The organism is Rhodoferax sp., assembly GCF_028689295.1.
Classification (GTDB): Bacteria; Pseudomonadota; Gammaproteobacteria; order Burkholderiales; family Burkholderiaceae_C; genus Rhodoferax.
In genome coordinates this window covers 43,315-67,199 of sequence record NZ_JAQTWL010000013.1, presented here as the reverse complement: position 1 = coordinate 67,199, position 23,885 = coordinate 43,315, and the positions used below count along the sequence as shown (strand labels likewise).

Sequence of the window (23,885 nt, the reverse complement as noted above, 5' to 3'; positions counted from 1 at the left end):
GACTAAGTCAACCCAAAGTCAGGTGAAGCTTGCTGTTGTAACGATTTGACCGAGAGTCTGCTAAGAAAATGCAATCTCAAGTTCCTTGGTCAAAGTCACAACTATGCTCACACGCAAGGCTCACACGCAAGGCTCACACGCAAGGCTCACACGCAAGGCTCACACGCAAGGCTCACACGCAAGGCTCAAAGCGCTGATCGCGGGTTTACCCTATTGACTCCCAAATTGAAAATGTAATAATACATCCACCGCGTCGGTCTATTAATAAATAGACCAGATCAAGGATGGGTAGCGGTAGGCCGCAAAGTTGTACAGAATTGTTGTGGGGAAAAATGGGCTCAAGAATTTCTTCGCTAAACCGTCAATGCTTCGTTGTTTCAAGTGTTTCCAGGCAATTCGCAGGAATCCACGCGATCACTGACGTCTCGGCCTCTTTTGGAGGATGTGAGATTGTGTCAATCATTGGGCCAAACGGCGTTAGCAAGACGTCTTTGCTGAGCCCTATCAGCGGCCTCTATATGACCAATTCCGGTCAGATTGCAAGTGACGGAATAGGCACTACGTGCCCGCGAACTCCCCCAATCGCTGCCTCCAACATAGAGCAAGACTTACAAGAAATCGCACTACTTTGCATTGATCTGATTTTTGGTGAGGCTCGGCTCGAATAGTTGATAAACGTCCTCTCAATCTTCCAACCTTACAACATAGCGAATGCAGAGAAAACAGCATCAGCCATTTTTATAACCTATTGCTGTCATGGAAGCTTTTCACCGACTGCGCCCCAATCTACGCATATAGCACGGTTACTCAATTTTGAGAGGAAACAAAAATACCAGAAATATCAACGATCTACCCACAATACCTCCGCGCCGGTGCAGGCCTCGCGCACAGCTAGTTATTGCATTGAAAAGAAGAGAACCCAACTTTAGATGAAGTCGGACTGAACCAAGGCAGAAAGACTTATGCAATTTTGGAATCCAAAGAATTCAAGTTTCTCGTTTGATGATCTGGTTTGCCGCTTTGATTGGCCCCAGACGACATAAAACAGGAGACAACTATATGAATAGAGTTCTCGGTCGCCTTCTTGGCAGTGCACTCACGTTGTGCCAGTCGTTAACACTTAAAGCGGAGTCAACTGAACGGATCCGTCGTCCTATGCATTGCATCGAACCTCTAGCTGAACAAATACGATGAAAGTAAGCAAAGAAGTTTCCTTGCAGCGTCTGGAGCAATCTTTTAATGTCATGAATTTCTGGTGGAGTCATCAAGGCTAATGCCTGAGATGGTCCCGCACTGGAACCCATTTATAAAACTTGGAGAAATCTCAAATGAAAAAAAATCTTATTGCTTTGGCTGTTTTGGCCGCTTCTGGTGCCGCTATGGCTCAATCTTCTGTGACGTTGTACGGCATCCTCGATGTACTCGGCGGTCGACTCACGGTCGAAAACAAGAACAATGTTGCGACTCCGTCCCTTTCCACCACCAAGATGGACACTGGAACCGTCAACGGCACGCGTTGGGGCCTGAGGGGCTCTGAAGACCTTGGTGGCGGTCTCAATGCCATTTTCGATCTGCAAAGCGGTTTTGACATATCTACCGGTGGTTCTCAGCAAGGTGGTACGCTTTTCGGCCGTCAAGCAGTCGTTGGTTTCCAGGGTGCCTTCGGTACGGTTAAGTTCGGTCGAGTCATCACACCCTTCTTTGAAAATGAAAGCGGGAATGATGTCATGATGGGCTCGTCGCTGTCGCCTCAAAGCAATGTGATGCGAACTTCCAACAACTGGAGCAGCGCTGGTAACAATGGCACAAACGCTGCATTTGAAACGAGCTCCCTCGCTGGTTATACGCTGCGTGGAAACAACGCTATCCGTTACGATACGCCGACAATTGGCGGCTTTGTCGGCCAGATTGCATATGCAATGGATGAGAGTACGCAAAGCACTTTACCTCAAGGCAACACTACTCAACCTGCCGTGACTTCGGCTGCGTTGCTCTACTCGGCTGGTCCTGTCAACGGCGTGCTGGCTTACCAAATCGAGAAGCCGTACCAGCCTTTAGGCGTTGGCGCCGCAGGTACTGTCTATGCTGGCACGAATGCCAGCGACCGCAGCTTTTTGCGTCTATCGGGCCAATATGACTTCGGTAAGATCATCGCAAAGGCTGGATATGGCCGTGCTGAACGCGTTAACTTTATGCAAGATGGAAAAACCAATGAATACCAAATTGGGCTAGATTACAAAGTATCTGATGTGATGACATTGACTGGCGGTATTGCTAGTTCAAAAGATGATGCGTCTACTTCGAATGCAAATATCGAGGTCAAACGCACAGCCTACGCACTGGGTGGCAAGTACGTCATGTCCAAGCGCACATTCCTGTACGGTGGCTACGAATCTGGCAAACAAGAAAAGGCAGGTTCTCCCGATGCCACAGAAAGCTTTCTGGCCTTCGGTCTGCAACACCGCTTCTGATACTGCACTGGCGCAAGTCAGCTGACGGTTTAAGCCTAAAAAACCCCACTCAGGAAACTGAGTGGGGTAACACTGGCGACGGTATTTCCATTTTGGCCAACTTCGACCAATTCAAGCGCACCAAGGTGCATGCTGAGGCTTGATCATGAAAGTCCATGTATTGAGCGCAGCGAGTGAGACCTACTCTACGAAGTACGGTGTTCGGATTGGCAAATCTTTCTGATGTATCAGCCACCGTGAGCTAGCGTTTAGCTCTGGCAATACATTTACGTAATGGCAGATCAGAGCAATGAACAATTTGGCCGATTGAAAAAGGTGGGTCATAACAAGACAATTTGAGGGTGCGTCATTGGCCATTTCTAGAGACCATGAAACGATGCTTAAGGAATTGACAAGTTCGAGAATGGCCGTAGACCGAGTGGTTGATCGAACCAATGTGATGCTGGGCTACTCAGCTGGTGAGTCGACCATTAATCATAAAATCCAACTTTCGATTGGGCGGACGTCGTTCTAGAAATGCATGCAACAGCGTAGATTTGCCTGGTTGCCAACTTGACTCTAAAGGATTGTGCGCTGGCTTAAGGGCGTCTTGAAAAACCCTTGAGTGCATTGTTCTTTCCATAGTTTTTTAAACAAATCTTTCGGGGGGCTTGCGTCGGCCAGTGGCTGCCCCGCGAACACGGCAGAGCCTCTAATGACGGCTAGATGGGCCGCGTGATCAACATCCAGCCAAGTTTACTAACTGGATTACGCCGCTGGCAATGGTATCAACCGCCAGTCGGTGAATTTCGATGATATGCAATCTGTTTGCATCTGGGGAAACATTGATGAATGAATTGAAAACCTTGAGAATCTCGCTCCGCTCTACCGGAGTGGCGCAGGTGATGATGTCGCGCCCAGCCGTGTTCAATGCCTTCGACGAGGTCATGATTGCGGAGCTGGAAGCAGTTTTTATCGAACTGGGTGCGGATCCCTCAGTTCGCATGATCGTAATTGCCGGCGAAGGAAAAAACTTCAGCGCAGGTGCCGACCTCAAGTGGATGCAGCGTGCTAGCACCGCCTCACGGGAATGGAATCTAGATGATGCCCGTCGCTTTGCATCCATGCTCTCTCGCATAGACACCTGTCCAAAGCCGACGCTTGCGCGAGTGCAAGGAGCCGCGCTGGGTGGCGGTGTCGGCTTGGCCTGCGTCTGCGACATTGCGATTGCGTCAGACAACGCCAGTTTTGCGGTTAGCGAGGCCAGGTTTGGTATCCCGCCAGCGGTCATTGGCCCTTACTTGACCAACGCGATCGGAAAACGCCAGTCCAAGCGCCTCGCGCTGACGACTACCCGGATATCCGCCGTTGAGGCGCTGACAATCGGACTGGTGCAACAGGTGGTAACTCTGGACCAACTCGATGTGGCCATCGACGCCACCATCAGGGAACTGCTGATCGGCGGCCCCGCAGCGCAGTCCGAAATCAAGGCCCTGTATGCTCAGCTAGCCGTGGGAGCAGTCACACCAGAAGTTCGGGAGCTAACTGCACAAACCATATGCCGCGTGCGCGGCACTGACGAGGCGCGTGAGGGTTTTTCTGCTTTTCTAGGTAAACGGCCTGCCAACTGGATTTTCTAATGACGATCAATTAATTGAACGGTGTGACGATACTTGTCGTCGGGTCCGCCATTGCGGGCATAGAAATCATGCTCATGGTTCGTATGAGGCATCTGGACTGCGCAGTATGTGGGATCAACCGCGTCAGCAGCGGCCACGTTCTATGGAATAGCCCCCTAAATTAAAAGTGTGTAAATGAGCTTCTTCGCCATCGTTCGTTCATATTTCAAGGGATATTCTATTGATTTTTCTCAGTCGTTTTGGGTTCGCTCAGGCCAACGCACCGCCATCGACGGTGAGGATGGCGCCGGTCGTGTAGGAACTCGCGGCAGACGCCAGGTACAGCGCGGCTCCGGATAGTTCCTCGGGTTTTGCGTGTCGGTGCATAGGCACGTCATGGATAACTTTCTCGTAAATCGCCGGGTCTTCCATCAAAACCCTGGACATGCTCGTATCTACCAGTCCCGGCAAAATAGCGTTGACGCGGATATTGCGATCCGCCAATTCTTTGGCGAAGGCCTTTGTCATGGAAATCACCGCCGCCTTGGTCATTGAATAGATTCCTCGACCTACGCCGGGGCGAACGCCATCTATAGAAGCAGTATTGATGATGGATCCGCCTTTGGTCATCAATGGCACCACAAGCTGAGTCAAAAAGAAGACACCTTTCACATTGACGTCGAAGGTTTTGTCCCATGCTGCCTCTGTCGCATCTAGCATCGTCGGACCAGAATACGGGTTGGTAGCGGCGTTATTTACCAGGATGTCGATTCGACCGAAGCGCTCCTGAACTTCCCGTACCAAGTGCCTAATTTGATCGAGATCTCCAGCATGGCACGCTATCGCTTCTGCTCGGCCGCCAATTGAATTGATCTTGGCGACTACTTCGTTGAGCCCTACGATTTTCCGGCCTGTGAGAATGCATTGAGCTCCCTGCAGCGCGAACGCCGTGGCGATTGCCTCACCGATGCCCCGGCTGGCACCGGTCACTAGAGCGATCTTTCCTTTTAGACTGAAATCTGGAGCATACATGGAGGTCCTTTCGCTGAACTAGTGGGGCTCTGGATTAATGCACTCTCATGCTGGCTTACGGTGGAAACCCTGGCGATAGACGTGGAGTCAAAGAGAGTAGTCTCTAAACACAGATTATTATAGACCGTCTCGACGGACTAGACTAAAAAGACTAAAATTTGTCTGGATAGGTCGGCCTTTTATTTGGCATCTAGCTGACTCTGAGTCACGCCTTCTTTGAAGTCCATTTTTATGTACCGACGCGTCGGGCTATACTTAAACTTTATAAGTAAGGTGCATGCACGTCTATGTGCTTTAGATTCGTCACTGGGCCGAATTGGCATTTTGGTAATCAAGTCAATGTGGAATAAAACATGAACGGTACGCTCAACGGACTTAAAGTCATCGAACTAGCCGCTATTGGGCCGGTCCCCTTTGCGGCCATGATTATGGCTGACATGGGGGCAGAAATCATCCGCATCGATCGCATCCCAGTTATATCTAGCGACGGTAATGCGTCCCCCAGCTTTGAGAACCGAGGCCGGATCTCAATTTCTATGGATTTGAAGCATCCAGCAAGCATTGATGCTTTGTTGCGATTGATCGACACAGCCGACGTTCTGCTCGAGGGCTTTCGACCGGGAGTCATGGAGAAGCTCGGCTTGGGGCCTGAGGTATGTCTTGCTCGCAATCCAGGTCTAGTCTTCGGACGCATGACTGGCTGGGGCCAGACCGGTCCGTTAGCCCATTCAGCTGGACACGACATCAACTACATCGCGCTCACTGGTGCGCTGCATGCCATGGGTTGGCCAGACCGACCGCCAGCACCACCGCTAAATTTGGTTGGGGACTACGGCGGCGGCGCGATGCTCCTGCTAGTGGGTGTACTCGCGGCATTGCAAGAACGTCAGCGTTCGGGACAAGGACAGGTGATCGACGCAGCAATGACGGATGGTTCTGCGCTGCTGATGTCGCCCTTTTACAGTATGGCTGCGCAAGGTCAATGGCAGGATCGGCGTGGTGCTAATTTCCTAGATGGTGGCGCCCATTTCTACGGTGCATATGAGTGTGCGGACTCACGCTTCATTGCAATTGGGTCGATCGAGCCACAGTTCTATCGGCTCCTCCTGCAGATGTGTGGACTCGATGTACCCGAGTTCGAAGACCAACTCAATGCCGCAACATGGCCTAGACTCCGCGAACAACTAAGTGTGCTTTTTAAGACGAAGACACGTGCCGAATGGAGTGAACTCATGGAGGGCTCTGACGTCTGCTTCGCGCCGGTATTGAGCATGACGGAAGCGCCAGAACACCCTCATAATCGTGCGCGCCAGACTTTCATCAACGTGAATGGAACACCGCAACCTGCCCCGGCTCCCCGCTTTAGTCGTACGCCATCCAAGGCTTCAGCTGAAATCCCCATGGTTGGGCAGCATAGCATTCAGGCTCTTTCCAATGTCGGGATATCTGCACAAGAGATCGAGCGACTCGTAGCCCAAGGGGCCGTTTATGTCAGCACAGCCCCAGTGCGGAACTGAGACTTGAGTTTATCCATGATGCCGTCGACCACTTCCGAACTGTCTTTGCCGCTGCCAACACCTCGTCGCGCACTCCACACCCGGATCGTAAAGAGCGAAGGATTTCTTCGGGACGACGGACTTTGGGAATTCGACGGTGAGCTCATCGACCGGAAATCTTACGCCTACGAGGACCTTGAACGTGGTCTTCTTCCAGTCGGTTACCCCGTTCACCATATGCACGCCCGCTTAACGCTCAATCATGATATGCAGGTTGTTGAGGCGTATGCCGCTATGCAGGCCAATCCTTTCGCATATTGCTTAGGAGCACTGAAAGGTGTTGATGGCCTGAAAGGAGCACACGTTGGTAGTGGCTGGCGCAGATCGGTTAACGATGCGATGGGTGAAACAGATGGGTGCACGCACATCAGGGAGTTGTTCCTCGCGATGGCAACCACTGCATTCCAGACTATTTCGTGCTACCGCGACCAATACATGAAGGAACTCGGTTCGCCAAGAGCAGCCGGGTCTGATATGCCGTTCTTCCTTGACAACTGCCACTCATGGGAACGCAGCAGCCAGGTAGTCGCGACGCATTTCCCGAAATTCCATCTCAAGAGGTAATACTGGTTCTCCTGCAATAAGTGTATACGACATCCATGAAGGCATTGGTCACCGATGAAATCAGGGTGGGTGACCCTTCTCCACCGTACATTTCCTGCAGATGACTTTGAATCTCGCGCACTGTCATGCCACGGGCGTACAGCGACAAAATCTTCTCGTCAAAGCCGCTCCAGCGAGTCTGGTGCTTGGTGATGATTTGGGGCTCGAAGGTACCAGCGCGGTCGCGGGGGATTTCAATGGGCAGTTCGCCAAAGTCCCCTTTGAGCGCTTTCTTGCTACGCCCGTTGCGGGTGTTGTCAGCCTCATTGGCGACCAACTGGTTCTTGCCATGACCGAGGTGGTCGGTCAATTCGGCTTACAGTGCCCGTTCGACCAGGGCCTTGGTCAGTTGCTTCAAGAGGCCGTTCTGACCAAACAGGTCTTCGGGCTTTTTGTAGTCCGCCAGCAGGGCGTCAATCAGGTCGTTCGGTAAGGGTTTCATTTCTACGATCATCATTGCTCGATGCAAGATAGCAGTTTCCTGCCAATAGACCGTCTACACAAAACCTTTTAAACCTCGCTGGAGGGTATTTTTTATCGATGGACGGTCGAGATGAGCAGGTGTATTCATGACTTGAACGACGGTTTTCGACGCTGCTCGAAAGCTTTGAGTCCTTCTTCCACATCTTGACCCAGAACCAGACCGCTGGCGATGTCTTCCTCGAATCGCAAGCCGTTTAATAGGCCTTTGTCGGCCCCTCGGCGTGCAAGGTGCTTCATGGTGCCGATTCCCGTTCGACTCCTAGTGGCGAGAGTTCTGCAATAATTAAGAGCAGCATCATGCAAAGTGCCTGGTTCGCAAACATAGTTAACGAGCCCCCACTCGAGCGCTATGGTGGAGTCGATCCAACGCGCGGCTAACATGAGATCCATAGCACGGCGAAGGCCGACCACTCTGGAAAGGCGTTGACTTCCCCCCCAGCCCGGGACGAAGCCAAACGCAGCATGCTGGTCTCCAAAACGCGCTGCCACGTCGGCAAACACGATGTCCCCCGCCAATACAAGTTCGAGGCCTCCAGCCAAACAAAGACCTTGACATGCGATAACCACTGGCAATGGACTTGCCTCTAGATTGCACAGCACATCATGAGCAGTTCGAAAGAAGTGGTGCAATCGTTCCGGACTTTTCCTTAAAGCCTTAACTTCATTCAAGTCCGCACCAGTGCAGAAATGTTTTCCTTGGGATTGAATGAGGATGGACCTAACACCCGAGCTTTCGTGCTCGAACTTCCTGAGCGCTACGTCGATCAAGAGAAACGACTCAGTTGAAAGACAATTGAATTTCTCAGGTTGAGCCAGTTCGATGATTCCGACAGGGCCGTTCACCCATACCTTGACCAGAGAATGGTAAATTTGAGTATTCACAAGAAATTCCTTAGTTAAAACTCTTGTTAGGCGCACTTGCTGAGACGACTGACTGAAGCTAAGGTTGGCGGAGATCACTGTCGTGGCGCTGCTGCCATTTCGGTGGTTGGAGGCGCCCTCGATGTCCAGCACCGTAGCCCAGGTGGCGGCTCATCACGGAGCTCAAGGCGCGCTCAACGAAGGCTTGTTGAGATTCTGGAAGATGTCCTCGAATTACGCTTTGGTCACAGGACTAGGTATGAGTTCTTCGAGCATTTTCTCTGTGAGTTGCGGCAGGGCGGCATTGCCGCTTGCCGCGAGTATCATTGAATTGCGAGGCATGAAGACATCCTTTTCTGGGATGTTATGCCTTGCACACAAAATTACTGACAGGCTCCATGCGGAAGTCGTTTCTGCACGTTTATTTTTTTTTGCTCTCGGACTTAGCCGCAAGAAAAGAGAGCAGGAGCCGTTTGTGTTCGTCTCCGTTAAGGAAGTACGATTGCAGGTAGCGCTCATAGGTTAGACATGTCTCAAATTCCGTTGTCTCACCGCGCAGCAGTACCTGCTTGGTTGCAGTCAAAGCGTGCCGCGGTGCCGATTCTTGGATCTGTCTGGCCAGACGATACGACTCAGCCAGTAGCTTGTCATCCGGCACGACGTCCAGAAAGAGGCCTAGTGCCTTGCCTTCTTGCGCCTCCACGCGCCCGCCCGTGTACAGGAGTCGGCGAGCCTGGGTCATCCCGATCAAGCGTGGCAGCAGATAAGCGCAACCCATATCGGCAGCAGAGGCACCCACCCGACCGAATGGGAAGAAGCAGTACCCGCTCTCCGACGAGACTATTAAGTCGCAGGCAATGGCGAGGGCGGCTCCACCGCCGACGGCTCCACCGTTGAGTGCGCAGATGACTGGCAACTCATAATTCCTGATTCGACTGACCACTCGCACGATGTCACGAAAGCCGTAATATTGTTCCTCGGGATTTACGCCCTCGGGTTTCACGACCTCACCAAGTTTGGCTCCGGAGCAGAATACACGACCGGCGCCTGTCAGGACAACAGAAGACACTGACTTGTCGTCCTCTAATGCATCGAGTGCATGCAACAATTCGGTTCCTAGGCTCCAACTTATCGGGTTGCTTTCACTGCTTCGGTTTAAAGTAATCGTGGCGATCCCATCGCTGCGCGTGATCAGCACCTTTGGATCGGAAGCGTTGTCTAGAAGTTTAGTCATCATCATTTCTCAGAATTCAAAATTCGATCTCATCCCATCGCTTGGCGACTTCCTCAAGCATCACTTCAGTAGCTCCGCCGCCGATTGAATAAAGGCGAGCATCCCGGAACATTCTCTCGATGGCTGTGCCTTTCAGAAATCCGGCTCCACCGTGAAATTGGAGGCATGTGTACATGGTTTCGTTAACAAGTTCGCCACAATAGGCCTTCGCCATCGAGACTTCAAGAATTGCCTTTTCTCCCTTTGCTAACAGGATTGCAGCGTGCTGAACCATCCGACGTCCGGCTTCGGCTCGAGCTAAGAGCATCGAAATCTTCTGGCGCAGGACCTGGTGCTTTACCAAGGCCACTCCGAATGCCTTGCGATCCCGCACGTACTGAATAGTGAAACCAAGCGCAGTCATGCACTCGGCAATGTTAAGTGTGCAGAGAATCAGCCGCTCGGTCTGGAAATTCTCCATCACGGCATAAAAGCCACGATGTTCCTCGCCGAGCAAGTTGGAGGTCGGTACTAAGCAATCGTCGAAAATCAGCTCGGCAGTGTCGCTAGCTCGGAACCCCAATTTATCCAGCTTGCGACTCACCTTGAAGCCAGGCGTATTCTTTTCAACGATAAACATGCTGATACCCTTGGCTCCTTTGCCCGCAGCATCGGTTCGCGCGGCAACAAAATACAAGTCCGCGTTAACTCCGTTTGAGATCCAATACTTTGTGCCGTTGAGGAGCCAGCCACCCTCAGTCCGGATTGCTTTGGTCCGCATCGCGCCGACATCAGATCCAGCATCCGCCTCGCTGATTGCAACCGCAGTAAGAAGTTCGCCGCTTACGATGCCAGGCATGTAACGCTCTAGCTGTTCAGCATTGCCCGCATGCATAAGGTGGGGGGCTGCCATCAGCGTGTGAACAGTCGCGACGCCAACCACGCCGGCATACGTGCTTCGACCCAATTCCTCGGCTAAGACCATCCAGCCGATGAAGTCCATGCCACTTCCGCCGTAGGCCTCGGGAAAGCCGATGCCTAGAAAACCAAGGTCTCCCATTCGTTTAATGAACTCACGAGGGACGTTGCCTTCGCGCTCCCACTTTTCTCCGTTAGGAATGATCTCGGTTTCGACAAAACGCCTCACCTGGCGTCTGAGTTGTTCATGCTCTTCGGAATAAATTGTCATTACTTACCTTTCTATTAGAAGACCGACGCGTCGGTTAAAATGAAGTGTAAGCAGCTTTACGCGTTTTTGTCAACAGCTGTTTTTCATGGCTTTGTGTACTAAGGGCGTAAGTGAGCGGAGAAAAAATTCGTCGAGTCAACAATTCATGAGGGAGACTGAAAGAAAACTAGGGATAACCCTATTGATTAAAAATGTTAAAGAAGTTAGCATAACCAACGCGTCGGTTTATTATTCTTCTCGTCTGAATTGATGGTGTTCTCTCAGCCAGATCGAGAATCGCACAGGAGCATGTTGGAAATACAATGGTTTCAAGCAATTCATCATCCGCCCTTCAGGGTCTGGTCGTCACTGGGGTCTCGAAACGTTTTGGGGGCGTACAAGCGACCTCGGATGTTTCGGTATCGTTTGGCGGTGGGGAGATCGTCTCGATCATTGGCCCAAACGGCGCGGGTAAGACATCCTTATTGAATATCATCAGTGGCTTCTATGTGCCCGACTCTGGTCAGATATCGATCGATGGGGTGGACATCACTGCCATTGGGCCTTCGCGCATCGCCTCGTTGGGCATAGCGCGCACCTTTCAGAATATTGCCTTGTTCACCGGATTGACGGTGCTTGAAAACGTGATGCTGGGACGCCACGTCCATATGTCCTGTGGACTGTTGGCGAACGCGATTTTTTGGGGGGCGGCTCGGAAGGAGGAGGAGGTTCACCGGGCGCGTGCCGAGGAGATCATGCATTTTCTTGGCTTAACCCATCTGCGGGAAAAAATGACTGGTGAGCTAGCTTATGGCCTGCGCAAGCGTGTGGAGTTGGCGCGTGCAATGGCGCTAGAGCCCCGCGTGCTGCTGCTCGATGAACCGATGGGCGGCATGAATCAGGATGAAAAAGAAGAAATGGCCAGATTTATCTGCGATGTCAATGACAAGCGCGGAACCACAATCGTGCTGATTGAGCACGACATGGGGATCGTGATGGATATTTCGCAGCGTGTTGTCGTTATAGAACGGGGTAAGAAGATCGCCGAAGGGAGTCCAGCTGAGGTCCAAGGTAATCCTGCGGTGATCCAGGCCTATCTGGGCACCCGCAGGGAGCGCCGCAAATGAATCAGATAGCTGTGTTGAGAAAACCCCGCCCTTTAACGATAGTGAGGTAAAAAATGTCTTCTGATCTAAGTTTTTTTGTGTTGCTCTTGACTGACGGCGTGTTGGTCGGCCTGATGTATTCCTTAATCGCGATGGGGTTTGTGCTTGTGTACAAGGCGACCGATGCGCTCAATTTTGCGCAGGGAGAGTTCGTGATGCTCGCTGGGATCGTCGCCGGCGCTGTATCCGCCTGGGCTGCTAATTTCTGGGTGGCAGCTGGCGTAACGATATTGACAATGGTCGTGTTTAGTTTCGCCCTTGAGCGAGTAGTTCTTCGTCCTTTGGTCGGACGTCCGGTCATTGCCGTAGTTATGGCTACGATCGGTTTGGCGGCCATGATCCGTGGCGTTGCCCCCTTGGTTTTTGGTTCCGGAATGGGGACCATTCCATTACCTTTTGACGACAAACCGATATTTTTGGGTCCCCTGATGATTCCGCCTGTGCAGTTGGCAGGTGCTGTTGTCAGCGTTATTTTCATGGTGGCGTTTAGTTGGCTGTTCGCCCGCACTAGGGTTGGCATCGCGTTGCGTGCGGTCGCGGACTCGCAGATGGTTGCCATGGGTATGGGCATCAATGTACCGCTCTACTTTGCGTATGCTTGGGCGCTTGCCGGCATAGTCTCCGCGGTCGGGGGTGTGTTCTGGGGTAGCTTGCTAGGAGTGGATAACCAGTTAGCTTCGGTAGGCTTGAAGGTATTTCCTGTCGTGATCCTTGGTGGCTTGGACTCGGTGGCCGGAGCGGTGATTGCCGGCGTACTGGTTGGCGTGATTGAAAACTTAACAGCTGGATATCTGGATACGTATCTGGGTGGCGGAACGAAGGATCTGATCCCCTACGTAATGATGATAGCCGTGCTCATGTTCAGGCCTCATGGCCTGTTCGGCAAAAAGACCATTGACCGAATTTGATCTCAAAAATGAAGAACATTTCAGTTTCCGAATTGTTTTTATTGCCGATGGAGGCCTTCTTCGTATGGTCAATGCTCTGGGGACTCATAGAGACTAAGTACACAACGGCCAAAGATCGGGTGAAGTGCGTGCTAAGTATCGCCGCGAATCACGAGCCCACTCACGAGCAAAGCAAGTCTTTGGCGTGGTCAAGGGACTATCGGGGTTTGGAAAGGAGTGCGAGACATGTATACCAAAAGATCCTCACAAGAGCATTTTCCGTGTTGTCTCTGGCCTTCTTTACCTCAGTCGTCAAAGGCTCAGGCATAGGTCGGTCCGTGAAGCGCGAAATCAGACGAATTAGCCACTGACCTTGGGAGCAATTTTCCGCCACGAACCCGTGCCAGAAAATTGACACTATTTTTTACCAAAGATTGCTAGGCTGATGCAGCCATCTCTTGACAGAACTTGTAAACAGTCCTATAAACTACAAAACCGACACGTCGGTCTAATTAATAAGATTTAGCGGAATACACCTCATGCTTCTCAACACCTCTGACACAAAAAAAATCCTACTCCCTGTAGATATGTCTTTGTGTCCCACTACAACGTCACGCGTCACCGTGGCCGCGTTGGCCGTCGTGTTCATCGGTATCGTGCCATTGATTGGACACGAATACTACCTTTCGATCTTTAATCTGATCTTCATTGCAATCATTGGCGCAATAGGATTGAATATTCTTGTGGGTAATACCGGTCAGGTTTCAATCGGCCACGGTGCCTTCATGTCAGTTGGTGCCTACATGGGTGCCAACCTGATCGTTCGTCTGGATGCTCCGTTCTGGCTCGCTATACCAGCCGCGGGCTTGATGGCGGCGCTTATTGGAGTGGTGGTGGGTCTTCCTTCACTCAGGATTCGTGGCATCTACCTCGTGGTCTCAACCCTAGCGGCGCAGTTGATCATCGAGTGGCTCATCAACCATGTTCCGGCGATCTCGGGTGGTGTCGCGACTTCAATCAACGTACCTCGACCAAGTGTGTTTGGGATGACCTTAAAAACGCAGCAAAATTTCTATTACTTCTTAGTTCCCTTCGTGATAATTGCCATCATTGCGGCTTTGAACATCAAGCGGACCCGCATCGGACGCGCTTTTATTGCGATCCGAGATCAGGACATAGCTGCCGAGATCATGGGTATCAACATTAGCCGCTACAAACTTATCGCGTTCCTCATTTCATCGTTTTACGCTGGTGTGGCGGGGATTCTCTACACATACTATCTTGGAGTCGCGAACTACGAGCAATTCCAGATCAATGTCTCAATAGACTACCTGGCCATGATCATCATTGGTGGTCTGGGCTCGGTCAGGGGCTCAATTCTGGGTGCCGTCTTTGTTACCTTGTTGCCGATCGCTAGTCGTTGGGCGCTAGAGGCTGTTGCGAATGTATTCTCTGGCGCTGGAGACTTGGCCTCCTATATTCCTCACTTGAGAATGATCGTTTTCGGTTTTTTAATCATCGTGTTTATCGTGCAGGAACCCGATGGTCTCAACAAGATCTGGCTAAAGGCACGGAGTCGTTTCCGTGGCTCAGATCAGGCTGCTTGACGATAAAAACGCTAATTTCCCCCACCCTCAGAGCTTAAAAACTCTATAAACCTCTAAAAGGAGACAATGATGAAAAGGATTTGGATCAAGAGCGTAATGGCACTCAGTGCCGGGCTCGGAATGAGCATGTACGCGACGCAAGGAGTCGCGCAGGTAAATGAAGTGGTCTTGGGCGTGCTGTGTGACAGAACCGGTCCCACGCAATCTTCCGGGGTCATCATGTGTTCAGCAATTCAGGACTACGTCAAGTTGGTGAACCTCAAAGGCGGTGTTGAAGGTCGGAAGGTCCGGGCACTCGAGATCGATACTGAGTACAAAGTACCGCAAGGTATTGAGGCCTATGAGCGCTTCAAGAAAGATGGTGCAGTGTCAATCATGCTTTACGGCACCCCTCATGTTCAATCGTTACAGCAACGCATGGCGGAGGACCACATTCCGGGTACTTCACCGGGTTTTGGCACTGCCAATGCTGCTGATGGCGTCAAATACCCATATCTGTTCCCAATCGCGGCAACCTTTTATTCGCAAGGCGCTGCAGCGGTCAAGTTCGTAGGCAACAAGCTTGGTGGCTTGAAGGGCAAGAAGATAGGATTTCTGTTCGTCGACAATCCGACCGGACGTGAGCCGATCCCGGTGCTCGAAGCGCTGGCGAAACGTGAAGGGTTCGAATTAAAGTCATTCGCCGTACCGCCTCCAGGGCTTGAAATGGCTGCTCAGGTCATCGACATCAGCCAACGCTTTAAGCCCGACTTCCTTATCGCTAATCTGTTTGGCCGTGCGCCATCGGTAGGCATCAAGGCTCTGAAGCGCGTCGGCTTTCCGCTGGACAAGGTGATTTCGCTGGCTTGGGGCGCCGCAGAGTCGGACCTCGAGGCAGCTGGCGGCGGTGAAATCGCCGACGGCTACTATGGTCTGCAGTTTGCCGGTGTGGGCGACAACTACCAGGTGGTCAAGGATATCAAGGCCATGTACACGGCGGAGGGTAAGCCCATACCCAAGGTCATGGAATCGACCGTCTATTACAACCGATGGTTGTTTCATACGGCCATACAGATCGAGGCCTTGAGGCTGGCACTCAAGAAGAATAAGGGCAGTAAAGTCACCGGCGACGAAATGAAAGTGGCTTTTGAGAGCATTTCGAAAGAGAACCTAGTCAGTCTGGGTGACCTGGTACCTCCGCTGCACATCACAGCCAACGACCACGAGGGAGGTGGCTGGCTTCAGGTGTTCCAAGTGCAAAAGGGTAAGTTCACCAAGGTCACGGAATGGTTCAATGCCTATCCAGAAGTCAAGGCCGAAATCATCAAGCAGGGCAACTGAGCCCCGGTTCGGTAATCGCTAACCAGGCGGATGGGACAGGATATATCCCTTTCCATTCGCCTCATCTACAGGTACACGGATGCTGGTTCTAAACAATGTTGAAGTGGTTTATGACGGGGTTATTCTCGTCCTCAAGGGAATCTCTCTCACAGCAAAACAAGGGATGATAACGACCTTGTTGGGCGCCAACGGCGCCGGAAAAACTACTACTCTTAAGGCTATATCTGGCCTGCTATCGGCCGAGCGCGGTGAATTGACGCGCGGTTCGGTCAGTTTCGATGGTTTGGATATCTCAAAACAAAAGCCCTTTGACATTGTCAAAATGGGCCTTGTTCAGGTGTTCGAGGGGCGGCGCGTGTTCCAAAGTCTGACTGTTGAGGAAAACCTGATCGTTGGCGCCCATGTGGTTAAAAGCAAGGCAAAGCTACGAGAAAGCTTAGACGAAATTTACGAATTTTTTCCCCGCCTACAGGAGCGCCGGATGCAGTTGTCGGGTTATCTGTCTGGTGGTGAGCAGCAGATGCTGGCGATTGGGCGCGCGTTGATGAGCGATCCCCGCGTCATTCTGCTGGATGAGCCGTCTCTGGGACTGGCTCCCATGATTGTTGAGGATATTTTCGAGAAGGTGCGCAAACTCACCGAGGCACGTCAACTCACGGTCCTGCTGGTCGAGCAAAACGCCGAGCTTGCTTTGGAATATTCCAGCTACGGATATTGTTTAGAGAATGGTCGCATCGCCTTGGAGGGCGAGGCATCATCCTTGCGTGATAACGATCAGGTCCAGCAGCTCTATTTGGGTATCCATTAGAGAAACGGCGCCGAGACCATTTTCATCGATTCCTCGCACCTAAGACACATATCCTTTCCCGTAAAAACGAAACTGGATAACCTGTTAAATATTTGGAGATAAACCATGACTCAATCGATCCCGACCAGACCCGCTCATGTTGGCATCTTGGACAACCCCGGGCTTTTCAACACCGATTTTATTGCGCGCAACGCCAAGTATTTTGCAACAAAAGATGCTGTAGTCTGTAATGATCAACGGCGGTCGTGGGCTGAATTCCACCTTCGCACCAACCAGGTAGCTAATGCATTGTTGATGCTGGGACTGAACAAGGGAGACAAGATCTGTATCCTTGGCAAAAATTCGATCGCGATGTTCGAGATGTGCTGGGGCACGATCAAGGCGGGGGGCGTGATAGTGCCCTTGAACGTAATGATGTCCGCTGACACCCTGCCCATGATGATCAATAACAGCGACGCCAGGTTCCTGTTTGTTGATTCGGAGACTCGCCAGCAAGTGGAGGCGGTCCGGCACCAACTGCAGCATATCGAGCCTGGCGGAGCTTTTGCCTTCGATGGGCTCGCCGAAGGTTGGTCCTCGGCTGAACAATTAATCGAAAACGCGCCCAACCACGATCCAGATGTCACACATCAGATGAGTGAACCGATGAATATCATCTACAGCTCGGGGACGACTGGTATTCCAAAAGGCATTGAACATACGCATTTCAGTCGTTTGGCGTTTTCCATTGGATATGGCCAGGAACTTCTGGTAGACAAGTACACCCGGACGCTTTGCTCGACGCCGCTCTACACCAACGGCACCTGGTTGACAATGCTCCCCACAATCTATTCAGGCGGAACCTGTGTGCTGATGTCGGGATTCGACGCCGAAAAGTTCCTTGAAACGGTTGCGCGCGAGCGGTGTACCCACACCTTCATGGTGCCAACCCAGGCGATCAAACTCATAGCTGCCAGTCGGCAGGAAAAATCGCTCGATCTTTCGAGCATGCAGGTAATTCTGTCTGGCGGGCAAGCCTTGCCCGGTCAGACCTTCGATGACCTGTTGGAAACCTTCCCCAATGCCGGCATCTACGAGTGCTATGGAATGACCGAGGGATTCTACTTTTGCATTGGTCCCAAGGATTACGAGAAAGGCAAGCGAGGTTCGGTCGGTGTACCGATCTTTGGTGCTGACATATGTATCATTGATGAAAATGGGAGCGAGGTGCCGCGCGGCGAGTTCGGAGAAATCGCTGGATATGGCGCTGGCCTCATGCGGGGGTATTACAACGACGCAGAACGGACCAAAGATATAGTTTGGATTGGTCCCAAGGGTCGCACCTACATCCGTAGCGGTGACCTCGGTCGGATGGATGAGGATGGTTTCCTGTATGTGACGGGGCGCATCAAGGACATGATCAAGTCGGGCGGGATCAATATCTTTGCGAGTGACATTGAAGATATTTTCATGCGCCATCCGCAGGTCAGGGAAGTCGCTGTTATTGGCGTACCGCATGAGAAGTGGATCGAAACCCCATTGTTGCTGGCGATCATGCACGAAGGCGCGACGATCAGCGAAGCGGAGTTGTGCGCATGGGGTAACGAGCGTCTCGGCAAATTCCAGCGCGTCTCAAGGGTGGAATTCCGGCAGGATTTCCCTCGCGCCAATTACGGCAAGGTATTGAAACGCGAGTTGCGCGATGAGTACCGCAATCAGCAAGCCAAGGCATCCGAGAGCTAACTGTGAAGTGTGGGCTTTGCCATGGCAACGTCCGGGCAAGCCCAACGGAGGGTGTCCCGGATTTTGTGTATACGACGGTTGAGTTAGAGGCGCTGAATGCGTTCGTTTACTTGAAAAGTAAAGCGATACAAGGCGGCCATCAAGTCTCGTATAAGCACCATCCATTTCTGGTGGATCTTTATCCGCCAGCTCCAGATCTTCGGCTCGAAGCTGGGCAACTTCGACGAGTTCCGCGATTTTCTGAGGTTGACAGAGCGTACCGCTCTGCGGCTCGTCATCGAAAGTGAGTGCCCGCTAGACCAGGCGATTCGGCTTTGAGTCGCTTGGAATCGTGTGAGCAATACGAAAAGATCGCCATCCACTTCACTAAAGCCTGACACCCCATGAAAGAAGAAATCATGTCCACCATACGAACCGAACAACTTGGCGATGTCTTGCTGATTGAAATCAACAACCCGCCCATCAATGCCGGATCACTCACGGTACGCCAGGGTCTGACGGAAGCGATACAGCAATTGCAGGCGCAGTCGGACCTGCGCGCCGGCGTCATCATCGGTGGCGGAACCACCTTTGTGGCCGGCTCCGATCTGCGGGAATTCGGCCAACCGCTGCAAGATCCGCAGTTGCCCACCGTCATCGCCCAGATTGAAGCCTGCAGCAAACCGATTGTTGCAGCGCTGCACGGCGCGGCGCTTGGAGGAGGCTTGGAATTGGCGTTGGCCTGTGATGCACGCATTGCCTTGGCCGACACGCTGATGGGACTGCCCGAGGTAACCCTTGGCATGATTCCTGGCGCGGGCGGCACCCAGCGCTTGCCGCGCCGGATCGGTGTGAGTCGCGCTATCCTGATGATCTGCAGCGGCGAACGCATCAAGGCCGATAAGGCGCTTGCGTTGCGGTTGGTCGATGAGGTCGTTCCAGCTGATTTGCAAGCTCATGCCATCGAGTTGGCGCAGCGCCTAGCGGGCCGCAAGTACCGTATTCGCGATGAACACGTTCCCACGGAAGACGCCGCGATCATTGAGCAGGCCGAACAAACCGCCCTCAGTGCTGGCAAGCGTCGGCCCGCCGTGCTTGCGGCCATCTTGGCAGTTAAGAATGCAGCCATTTTGCCAGTGGACGATGGCCTGGTGCAGGAGCGGGCGATGTTCCAGCAACTGCGATTATCTGCCGATGCGTTTGCCCTGCGCTACCAATTTTTTGCCGAGCGCGAAGCCACCAAACTGCCCGCCAGCCTGCAAGCAGCGCCGCGCCCATTGCAAACCGTGGCCATCATTGGCGCCGGCACCATGGGCGCCGGTATTGCCATTTGCGCGCTTGATGCCGGTCTGAACGTCATCCTGCTGGAGCAGGACAGCGCGGCACTGCAGCGCGGCCAACAGCGCGTCACCGACCATTACCAGGGCCGCGTGAGCGCAGGCAAGATGAAAGCCAGTCTGGCTGCCGCCAATGAAGCCCGCTTGAGCCCCACCACGGACTGGGCGCAACTGTCCCGTGCCGACCTGGTGATCGAGGCCGTGTTTGAAGAGTTGGCCGTCAAACAGGAGGTGTTCAAGAAGATCGATCAGTACGCCAGAGCAGGTGCCGTGCTGGCCACCAACACCTCGTACCTGGACGTGGACGCCATTGCCAAGGCCACGACCCGCCCACAAGACGTGCTGGGTCTGCACTTTTTCAGCCCGGCCCATGTCATGAAGCTGCTCGAGGTGGTGCGCGGCGCCCAGAGCAGCCCTGAGGTCCTGGCCACCGGCATGGCGCTGGGCCGGCAACTCAAAAAACTGCCGGTGCTCACCGGCAACGCCTTTGGCTTCATCGGCAACCGCATCTACAACGCCTACCGCCGGCAGTGTGAATTCATGCTCGAAGACGGCGCCTGGCCCGAAGACGTGGACGCCGCCTTGCAAGGTTTCGGTTTTGCCATGGGTCCGTTTGCCGTGGCCGACCTGACCGGGCTCGACATTGCCTGGCGCATGCGCAAATCGCAGGCGGCCAACCGCGACCCGCGCGAGCGTTATGTTGCCATCCTCGACCAGCTGTGTGAACAGGGGCGCCTGGGCCGCAAGACCGATGCAGGTTATTACACCTATGTGGACGGCAAAAAATCCAAGACCACGGATGCCGTGGTGCGCAACATCATCGAGCAGGCTTCGCTACAACGCGGCGTAAGCCGGCAAGCGCTCAGTGCGGCGCAAATTCAGCGCCGCGCCATGCTGGCCATGGTCAACGAAGCGGCGCTGTTGCTGCAGGAAGGCATTGCCAGCCGCGCCAGCGACATCGATGTGGTGCTGGTGCAAGGCTACGGCTTTCCGCGCTGGGAAGGCGGCCCGGTGTTCTGGGCGCGCCAGCAAGAACGTGTGGCGATGGAGCGCGATTTGCAAACCCTGGCGGCTGAGTCCGGTCACGGTTTTGTTGTCGCCGATCTGTCCGTGCTGCTGGCATGACACTGATTTATTGATATTGAAAGAGAGACCATGAACCAAGCCTACATCTGTGACGCCATCCGCACCCCCATTGGCCGCTACGGCGGTGCCTTGAGCAGCGTGCGCACTGACGACCTGGGTGCTATCCCGATCAAGGCGCTCATGGCGCGCAACCCAAACGTAGATTGGGCGGCAGTGACCGATGTGCTGTACGGCTGCGCCAACCAGGCCGGGGAAGACAACCGCAACGTCGCTCGCATGGTCAGTTTGCTGGCCGGTTTGCCGGTGGCAGTGCCCGGTGCCACCATCAACCGCCTGTGCGGCTCCGGTCTGGACGCGGTGGGCACGGCCGCCCGCGCCATCAAGAGCGGCGAAGCCACGCTGATGATCGCCGGTGGCGTCGAGAGCATGAGCCGCGCCCCCTTTGTCATGCCCAAGATGGAAAGCGCCTTTGGCCGCAACAACGCGGTGTATGACAGCACCATTGGCTGGCGCTTCGTCAACAAGCTCATGAAAGCCCAGTACGGCATCGATTCCATGCCCGAAACCGCCGAGAACGTGGCCACCGAATACCGAATTGAGCGCGAGGCGCAGGACCTCATGGCGCTGGCCAGCCAGCAGCGGGCCGTGGCGGCGCAGCAAGCCGGCCACCTGGCGCGTGAAATCACCGGGGTCAGCATTGCGCAGAAAAAGGGCGAAGCGCTGGTGGTTGACCAGGACGAGCATCCGCGTGACACGTCTTTGGAGGTGCTGGCCAAGCTCAAACCCATCGTGCGCCCGGACGGCACGGTCACGGCAGGCAATGCCAGCGGTGTCAACGACGGGTCCTGCGCCTTGCTGCTGGCCGATGAGGCCACGGCCGCCAAGAACGGTTTGACACCGAGGGCGCGCGTGGTCGGCATGGCCTCGGTCGGCGTGGCCCCGCGCATCATGGGTATTGGCCCGGCGCCCGCCACCCAACTGGTGCTGGCCCAGACCGGCTTGAGTCTGGCGCAACTCGATGTGATCGAACTCAACGAGGCCTTTGCCGCCCAGGGTCTGGCGGTGTTGCGCCTGCTGGGCTTGCCGGACGATGACGCGCGCGTCAACGCCTGGGGCGGTGCGATTGCGCTGGGCCATCCGCTGGGCGCCTCGGGTGCGCGCCTGGCCACCACGGCGGTCAATCGCCTGCACGCCACGGGCGGTCGCTACGCGCTGTGCACCATGTGTATTGGCGTCGGCCAGGGCATCGCCCTGATTCTGGAACGTGTTTGAAAGAGCAAACTATGACCCCCCAGGACATCCTGACCCAATACGGCCCCCGTGAAGCCATGGACTACGACGTGGTCGTGGTCGGTGGCGGCCCCGCCGGCCTGTCCACCGCCATCCGGCTCAAACAACTCGCCACCGAGAAAGGCCAGGAGCTGTCGGTCGTCGTGCTGGAAAAAGGCTCCGAGCCCGGTGCCCACATCTTGTCCGGTGCCGTGCTCGACCCGCAGTCGCTGACCGAGCTGTTCCCCGACTGGAAAGCCATGGGCGCCCCCTTGAACCAGCCCGTCACTGACGAGGCCATGATGTTTCTGTCTGAGACCACTGGCTACCGCACGCCCAACATGTTCCTGCCCGAATGCAGCCAGAACCACGGCAACTACATCATCAGCCTGGGCGCCTTGACACGCTGGCTGGCCGAACAGGCTGAAAGTTTGGGCGTGGAAATCTTCCCCGGCTTTGCCGCTGCTGAGGTGCTGTATGACGACGCGGGTTCTGTCCGGGGTGTGGCCACCGGCAACATGGGCATCGAGAAGAATGGCGAGCCCGGCCCCAATTTCCAGGTTGGCATGGAGCTGCTGGGCAAATACACCGTGTTTGCCGAAGGCGCGCGCGGCCACCTTGGCAAACAAGTGATCGCCAAGTTCAATCTGGACGAGGGCTGCGATCCGCAAAGTTATGCCATTGGCATCAAGGAACTGTGGGAGGCCGAGCCCAGCCGCCATGAACCCGGCCTGGTGGTGCACACCGCCGGCTGGCCGATGGAGAACAACACCTATGGCGGCTCCTTCCTGTACCACATGGAGGACAACAAGATCGCCCTGGGTTTTATCACCGGTTTGAACTATTCCAACCCGTATTTGAGCCCCTTCGAGGAATTCCAGCGCTGGAAGACCCATCCGAACATCCGCTGGTACCTGGAGAATGACAAGGGTGAAGTCACCGGCAAACGCCTGGCCTATGGTGCGCGCGCCATCACTGCCGGGGGTTTGTTGTCTTTACCGAAGACCGTGTTCCCGGGCGGTGCGCTGGTGGGTTGTGATGCGGGCTTTTTGAATGTGAGTCGCATCAAGGGCACACACGCGGCCATCAAGTCCGGCATGCTGGCGGCCGAGGCCGCCTTTGAGGCGGTGACAGCGGGACGCCAACATGACGAGTTGACCGCCTACCCGGAAGCGTTTGAGGCCAGCTGGTTGTACACCGAGCTCAACAAGTCGCGCAACTTCAAGGCCTGGTTCAAGTATGGTCTCACCGTGGGTACCTTGATGAACGGTTTTGAGCAGTTTGGTCTGAATGGCAAGATGCCCTGGACCATCCGGCGTGACAAGCCTGACCATGCCTACCTGAAGCCGGCCTCGGAATGCAAACCGATTGATTACCCCAAGCCCGATGGCAAGCTGAGCTTTGACCGCTTGAGCAGTGTCTTCATCAGCAATGTCAACCATGAAGAGAATCAGCCCGCACACCTGACCCTGAAAGACGCCAGCGTGCCGGTGAGCATCAATCTGGCGAAATTCGCCGGCCCGGAGGCGCGTTACTGCCCGGCCGGTGTGTATGAGTTTGTCAAAGGAGACGACAACACCGACCGGCTGCAGATCAACGCGGCCAACTGCGTACACTGCAAGACCTGCGATATCAAGGACCCGACGCAGAACATTGTCTGGGTCACGCCCGAAGGCGGGGGTGGGCCGAATTACGCGGGGATGTGAGCGCTGTCATCTA

18 protein-coding genes and 1 pseudogene are annotated in these 23,885 nt (G+C 54.1%); 14 read left to right on the top strand and 5 right to left on the bottom strand.

Annotated features, from left to right (window positions below):
* Positions 1 to 284 precede the first annotated feature (284 nt).
* From PHF15_RS16985 to PHF15_RS11905, 3 genes are all read left to right on the top strand, one after another.
* Positions 285 to 668: an ATP-binding cassette domain-containing protein gene (locus tag PHF15_RS16985; protein ID WP_366520610.1), complete on the top strand. Its 384-nt coding sequence runs from the start codon at positions 285 to 287 to the stop codon at positions 666 to 668.
* 660 nt (positions 669 to 1,328) lie between these two features.
* Positions 1,329 to 2,471, top strand: a complete 1,143-nt coding sequence (locus PHF15_RS11910; RefSeq protein WP_300121396.1) for a porin — start codon at positions 1,329 to 1,331, stop codon at positions 2,469 to 2,471.
* An 827-nt stretch (positions 2,472 to 3,298) separates the two neighbouring features.
* A complete protein-coding gene (locus PHF15_RS11905; RefSeq protein ID WP_300121395.1) occupies positions 3,299 to 4,090 on the top strand; it encodes an enoyl-CoA hydratase-related protein in 792 nt (263 codons plus the stop codon).
* Positions 4,091 to 4,339: 249 nt separating this feature from the next.
* On the opposite strand, the gene PHF15_RS11900 is transcribed toward PHF15_RS11905, so the two are convergent.
* Positions 4,340 to 5,101 carry a glucose 1-dehydrogenase gene (locus PHF15_RS11900; RefSeq protein ID WP_300121394.1) on the bottom strand — a complete coding sequence of 254 codons (762 nt, stop codon included), beginning with the start codon at positions 5,099 to 5,101 and terminating at the stop codon, positions 4,340 to 4,342.
* Positions 5,102 to 5,454: 353 nt separating this feature from the next.
* Between PHF15_RS11900 and PHF15_RS11895 the strand changes: the two genes are divergently transcribed.
* Positions 5,455 to 6,618, top strand: a complete 1,164-nt coding sequence (locus PHF15_RS11895) for a CaiB/BaiF CoA-transferase family protein (RefSeq protein WP_300121393.1) — start codon at positions 5,455 to 5,457, stop codon at positions 6,616 to 6,618.
* 15 nt (positions 6,619 to 6,633) lie between these two features.
* Positions 6,634 to 7,221: a DUF2889 domain-containing protein gene (locus tag PHF15_RS11890; RefSeq protein WP_366520609.1), complete on the top strand. Its 588-nt coding sequence runs from the start codon at positions 6,634 to 6,636 to the stop codon at positions 7,219 to 7,221.
* Here PHF15_RS11890 and PHF15_RS11885 read toward each other — a convergent pair.
* From PHF15_RS11885 to PHF15_RS11870, 4 genes and pseudogenes are all read right to left on the bottom strand, one after another.
* Positions 7,214 to 7,714: pseudogene (locus PHF15_RS11885) on the bottom strand (transposase); the annotation flags it as partial. The gene PHF15_RS11890 and the pseudogene PHF15_RS11885 sit on opposite strands and share 8 nt — an antisense overlap.
* A 113-nt stretch (positions 7,715 to 7,827) precedes the next feature.
* On the bottom strand, positions 7,828 to 8,625 hold the full coding sequence (locus PHF15_RS11880) for an enoyl-CoA hydratase/isomerase family protein (RefSeq protein ID WP_300121392.1): 798 nt from the start codon (positions 8,623 to 8,625) through the stop codon (positions 7,828 to 7,830).
* 400 nt (positions 8,626 to 9,025) lie between these two features.
* A complete protein-coding gene (locus PHF15_RS11875; RefSeq protein WP_300121391.1) occupies positions 9,026 to 9,838 on the bottom strand; it encodes an enoyl-CoA hydratase/isomerase family protein in 813 nt (270 codons plus the stop codon).
* A gap of 16 nt (positions 9,839 to 9,854) precedes the next feature.
* Positions 9,855 to 11,006, bottom strand: coding sequence for an acyl-CoA dehydrogenase family protein (locus PHF15_RS11870; protein WP_300121390.1), 1,152 nt, complete (start codon positions 11,004 to 11,006; stop codon positions 9,855 to 9,857).
* A gap of 302 nt (positions 11,007 to 11,308) precedes the next feature.
* Between PHF15_RS11870 and PHF15_RS11865 the strand changes: the two genes are divergently transcribed.
* The 9 genes from PHF15_RS11865 (at position 11,309) to PHF15_RS11825 (ending at position 23,872) form a co-directional block, all read left to right on the top strand.
* The gene (locus PHF15_RS11865) at positions 11,309 to 12,112 is read left to right on the top strand and encodes an ABC transporter ATP-binding protein (RefSeq protein ID WP_300121389.1); all 804 of its coding nucleotides are present in this window, start codon (positions 11,309 to 11,311) and stop codon (positions 12,110 to 12,112) included.
* Between the two features lie 53 nt (positions 12,113 to 12,165).
* The gene (locus tag PHF15_RS11860) at positions 12,166 to 13,059 is read left to right on the top strand and encodes a branched-chain amino acid ABC transporter permease (RefSeq protein WP_300121388.1); all 894 of its coding nucleotides are present in this window, start codon (positions 12,166 to 12,168) and stop codon (positions 13,057 to 13,059) included.
* Between the two features lie 518 nt (positions 13,060 to 13,577).
* Positions 13,578 to 14,645, top strand: a complete 1,068-nt coding sequence (locus PHF15_RS11855; protein WP_300121387.1) for a branched-chain amino acid ABC transporter permease — start codon at positions 13,578 to 13,580, stop codon at positions 14,643 to 14,645.
* A 69-nt stretch (positions 14,646 to 14,714) separates the two neighbouring features.
* Positions 14,715 to 15,965, top strand: a complete 1,251-nt coding sequence (locus tag PHF15_RS11850; RefSeq protein ID WP_300121386.1) for an ABC transporter substrate-binding protein — start codon at positions 14,715 to 14,717, stop codon at positions 15,963 to 15,965.
* Between the two features lie 79 nt (positions 15,966 to 16,044).
* On the top strand, positions 16,045 to 16,773 hold the full coding sequence (locus PHF15_RS11845) for an ABC transporter ATP-binding protein (RefSeq protein WP_300121385.1): 729 nt from the start codon (positions 16,045 to 16,047) through the stop codon (positions 16,771 to 16,773).
* A gap of 105 nt (positions 16,774 to 16,878) precedes the next feature.
* Positions 16,879 to 18,495 (top strand): class I adenylate-forming enzyme family protein, encoded by a 1,617-nt coding sequence (locus tag PHF15_RS11840; protein ID WP_300121384.1) that lies wholly within the window; start codon positions 16,879 to 16,881, stop codon positions 18,493 to 18,495.
* A 398-nt stretch (positions 18,496 to 18,893) separates the two neighbouring features.
* Entirely contained in the window at positions 18,894 to 20,936 is a 2,043-nt protein-coding gene (locus PHF15_RS11835) for a 3-hydroxyacyl-CoA dehydrogenase NAD-binding domain-containing protein (RefSeq protein WP_300121383.1), read from the top strand.
* Positions 20,937 to 20,966: 30 nt separating this feature from the next.
* Positions 20,967 to 22,169 (top strand): 3-oxoadipyl-CoA thiolase, encoded by a 1,203-nt coding sequence (pcaF, locus tag PHF15_RS11830; RefSeq protein WP_300121381.1) that lies wholly within the window; start codon positions 20,967 to 20,969, stop codon positions 22,167 to 22,169.
* An 11-nt stretch (positions 22,170 to 22,180) separates the two neighbouring features.
* Positions 22,181 to 23,872: an electron transfer flavoprotein-ubiquinone oxidoreductase gene (locus tag PHF15_RS11825; protein ID WP_300121379.1), complete on the top strand. Its 1,692-nt coding sequence runs from the start codon at positions 22,181 to 22,183 to the stop codon at positions 23,870 to 23,872.
* Positions 23,873 to 23,885: the final 13 nt, after the last annotated feature.

What these genes read in the sequence shown, in the direction of transcription:
- PHF15_RS16985 (WP_366520610.1), top strand. Translation starts at nt 285, where the DNA reads ATGGGTAGCGGTAGGCCGCAAAGTTGTACAGAATTGTTGTGGGGAAAA.
- PHF15_RS11910 (WP_300121396.1), top strand. Translation starts at nt 1,329, where the DNA reads ATGAAAAAAAATCTTATTGCTTTGGCTGTTTTGGCCGCTTCTGGTGCC.
- PHF15_RS11905 (WP_300121395.1), top strand. Translation starts at nt 3,299, where the DNA reads ATGAATGAATTGAAAACCTTGAGAATCTCGCTCCGCTCTACCGGAGTG.
- PHF15_RS11900 (WP_300121394.1), bottom strand. Translation starts at nt 5,101, where the DNA reads ATGTATGCTCCAGATTTCAGTCTAAAAGGAAAGATCGCTCTAGTGACC.
- PHF15_RS11895 (WP_300121393.1), top strand. Translation starts at nt 5,455, where the DNA reads ATGAACGGTACGCTCAACGGACTTAAAGTCATCGAACTAGCCGCTATT.
- PHF15_RS11890 (WP_366520609.1), top strand. Translation starts at nt 6,634, where the DNA reads ATGATGCCGTCGACCACTTCCGAACTGTCTTTGCCGCTGCCAACACCT.
- PHF15_RS11875 (WP_300121391.1), bottom strand. Translation starts at nt 9,838, where the DNA reads ATGACTAAACTTCTAGACAACGCTTCCGATCCAAAGGTGCTGATCACG.
- PHF15_RS11870 (WP_300121390.1), bottom strand. Translation starts at nt 11,006, where the DNA reads ATGACAATTTATTCCGAAGAGCATGAACAACTCAGACGCCAGGTGAGG.
- PHF15_RS11865 (WP_300121389.1), top strand. Translation starts at nt 11,309, where the DNA reads ATGGTTTCAAGCAATTCATCATCCGCCCTTCAGGGTCTGGTCGTCACT.
- PHF15_RS11860 (WP_300121388.1), top strand. Translation starts at nt 12,166, where the DNA reads ATGTCTTCTGATCTAAGTTTTTTTGTGTTGCTCTTGACTGACGGCGTG.
- PHF15_RS11855 (WP_300121387.1), top strand. Translation starts at nt 13,578, where the DNA reads ATGCTTCTCAACACCTCTGACACAAAAAAAATCCTACTCCCTGTAGAT.
- PHF15_RS11850 (WP_300121386.1), top strand. Translation starts at nt 14,715, where the DNA reads ATGAAAAGGATTTGGATCAAGAGCGTAATGGCACTCAGTGCCGGGCTC.
- PHF15_RS11845 (WP_300121385.1), top strand. Translation starts at nt 16,045, where the DNA reads ATGCTGGTTCTAAACAATGTTGAAGTGGTTTATGACGGGGTTATTCTC.
- PHF15_RS11840 (WP_300121384.1), top strand. Translation starts at nt 16,879, where the DNA reads ATGACTCAATCGATCCCGACCAGACCCGCTCATGTTGGCATCTTGGAC.
- PHF15_RS11835 (WP_300121383.1), top strand. Translation starts at nt 18,894, where the DNA reads ATGTCCACCATACGAACCGAACAACTTGGCGATGTCTTGCTGATTGAA.
- pcaF (WP_300121381.1), top strand. Translation starts at nt 20,967, where the DNA reads ATGAACCAAGCCTACATCTGTGACGCCATCCGCACCCCCATTGGCCGC.
- PHF15_RS11825 (WP_300121379.1), top strand. Translation starts at nt 22,181, where the DNA reads ATGACCCCCCAGGACATCCTGACCCAATACGGCCCCCGTGAAGCCATG.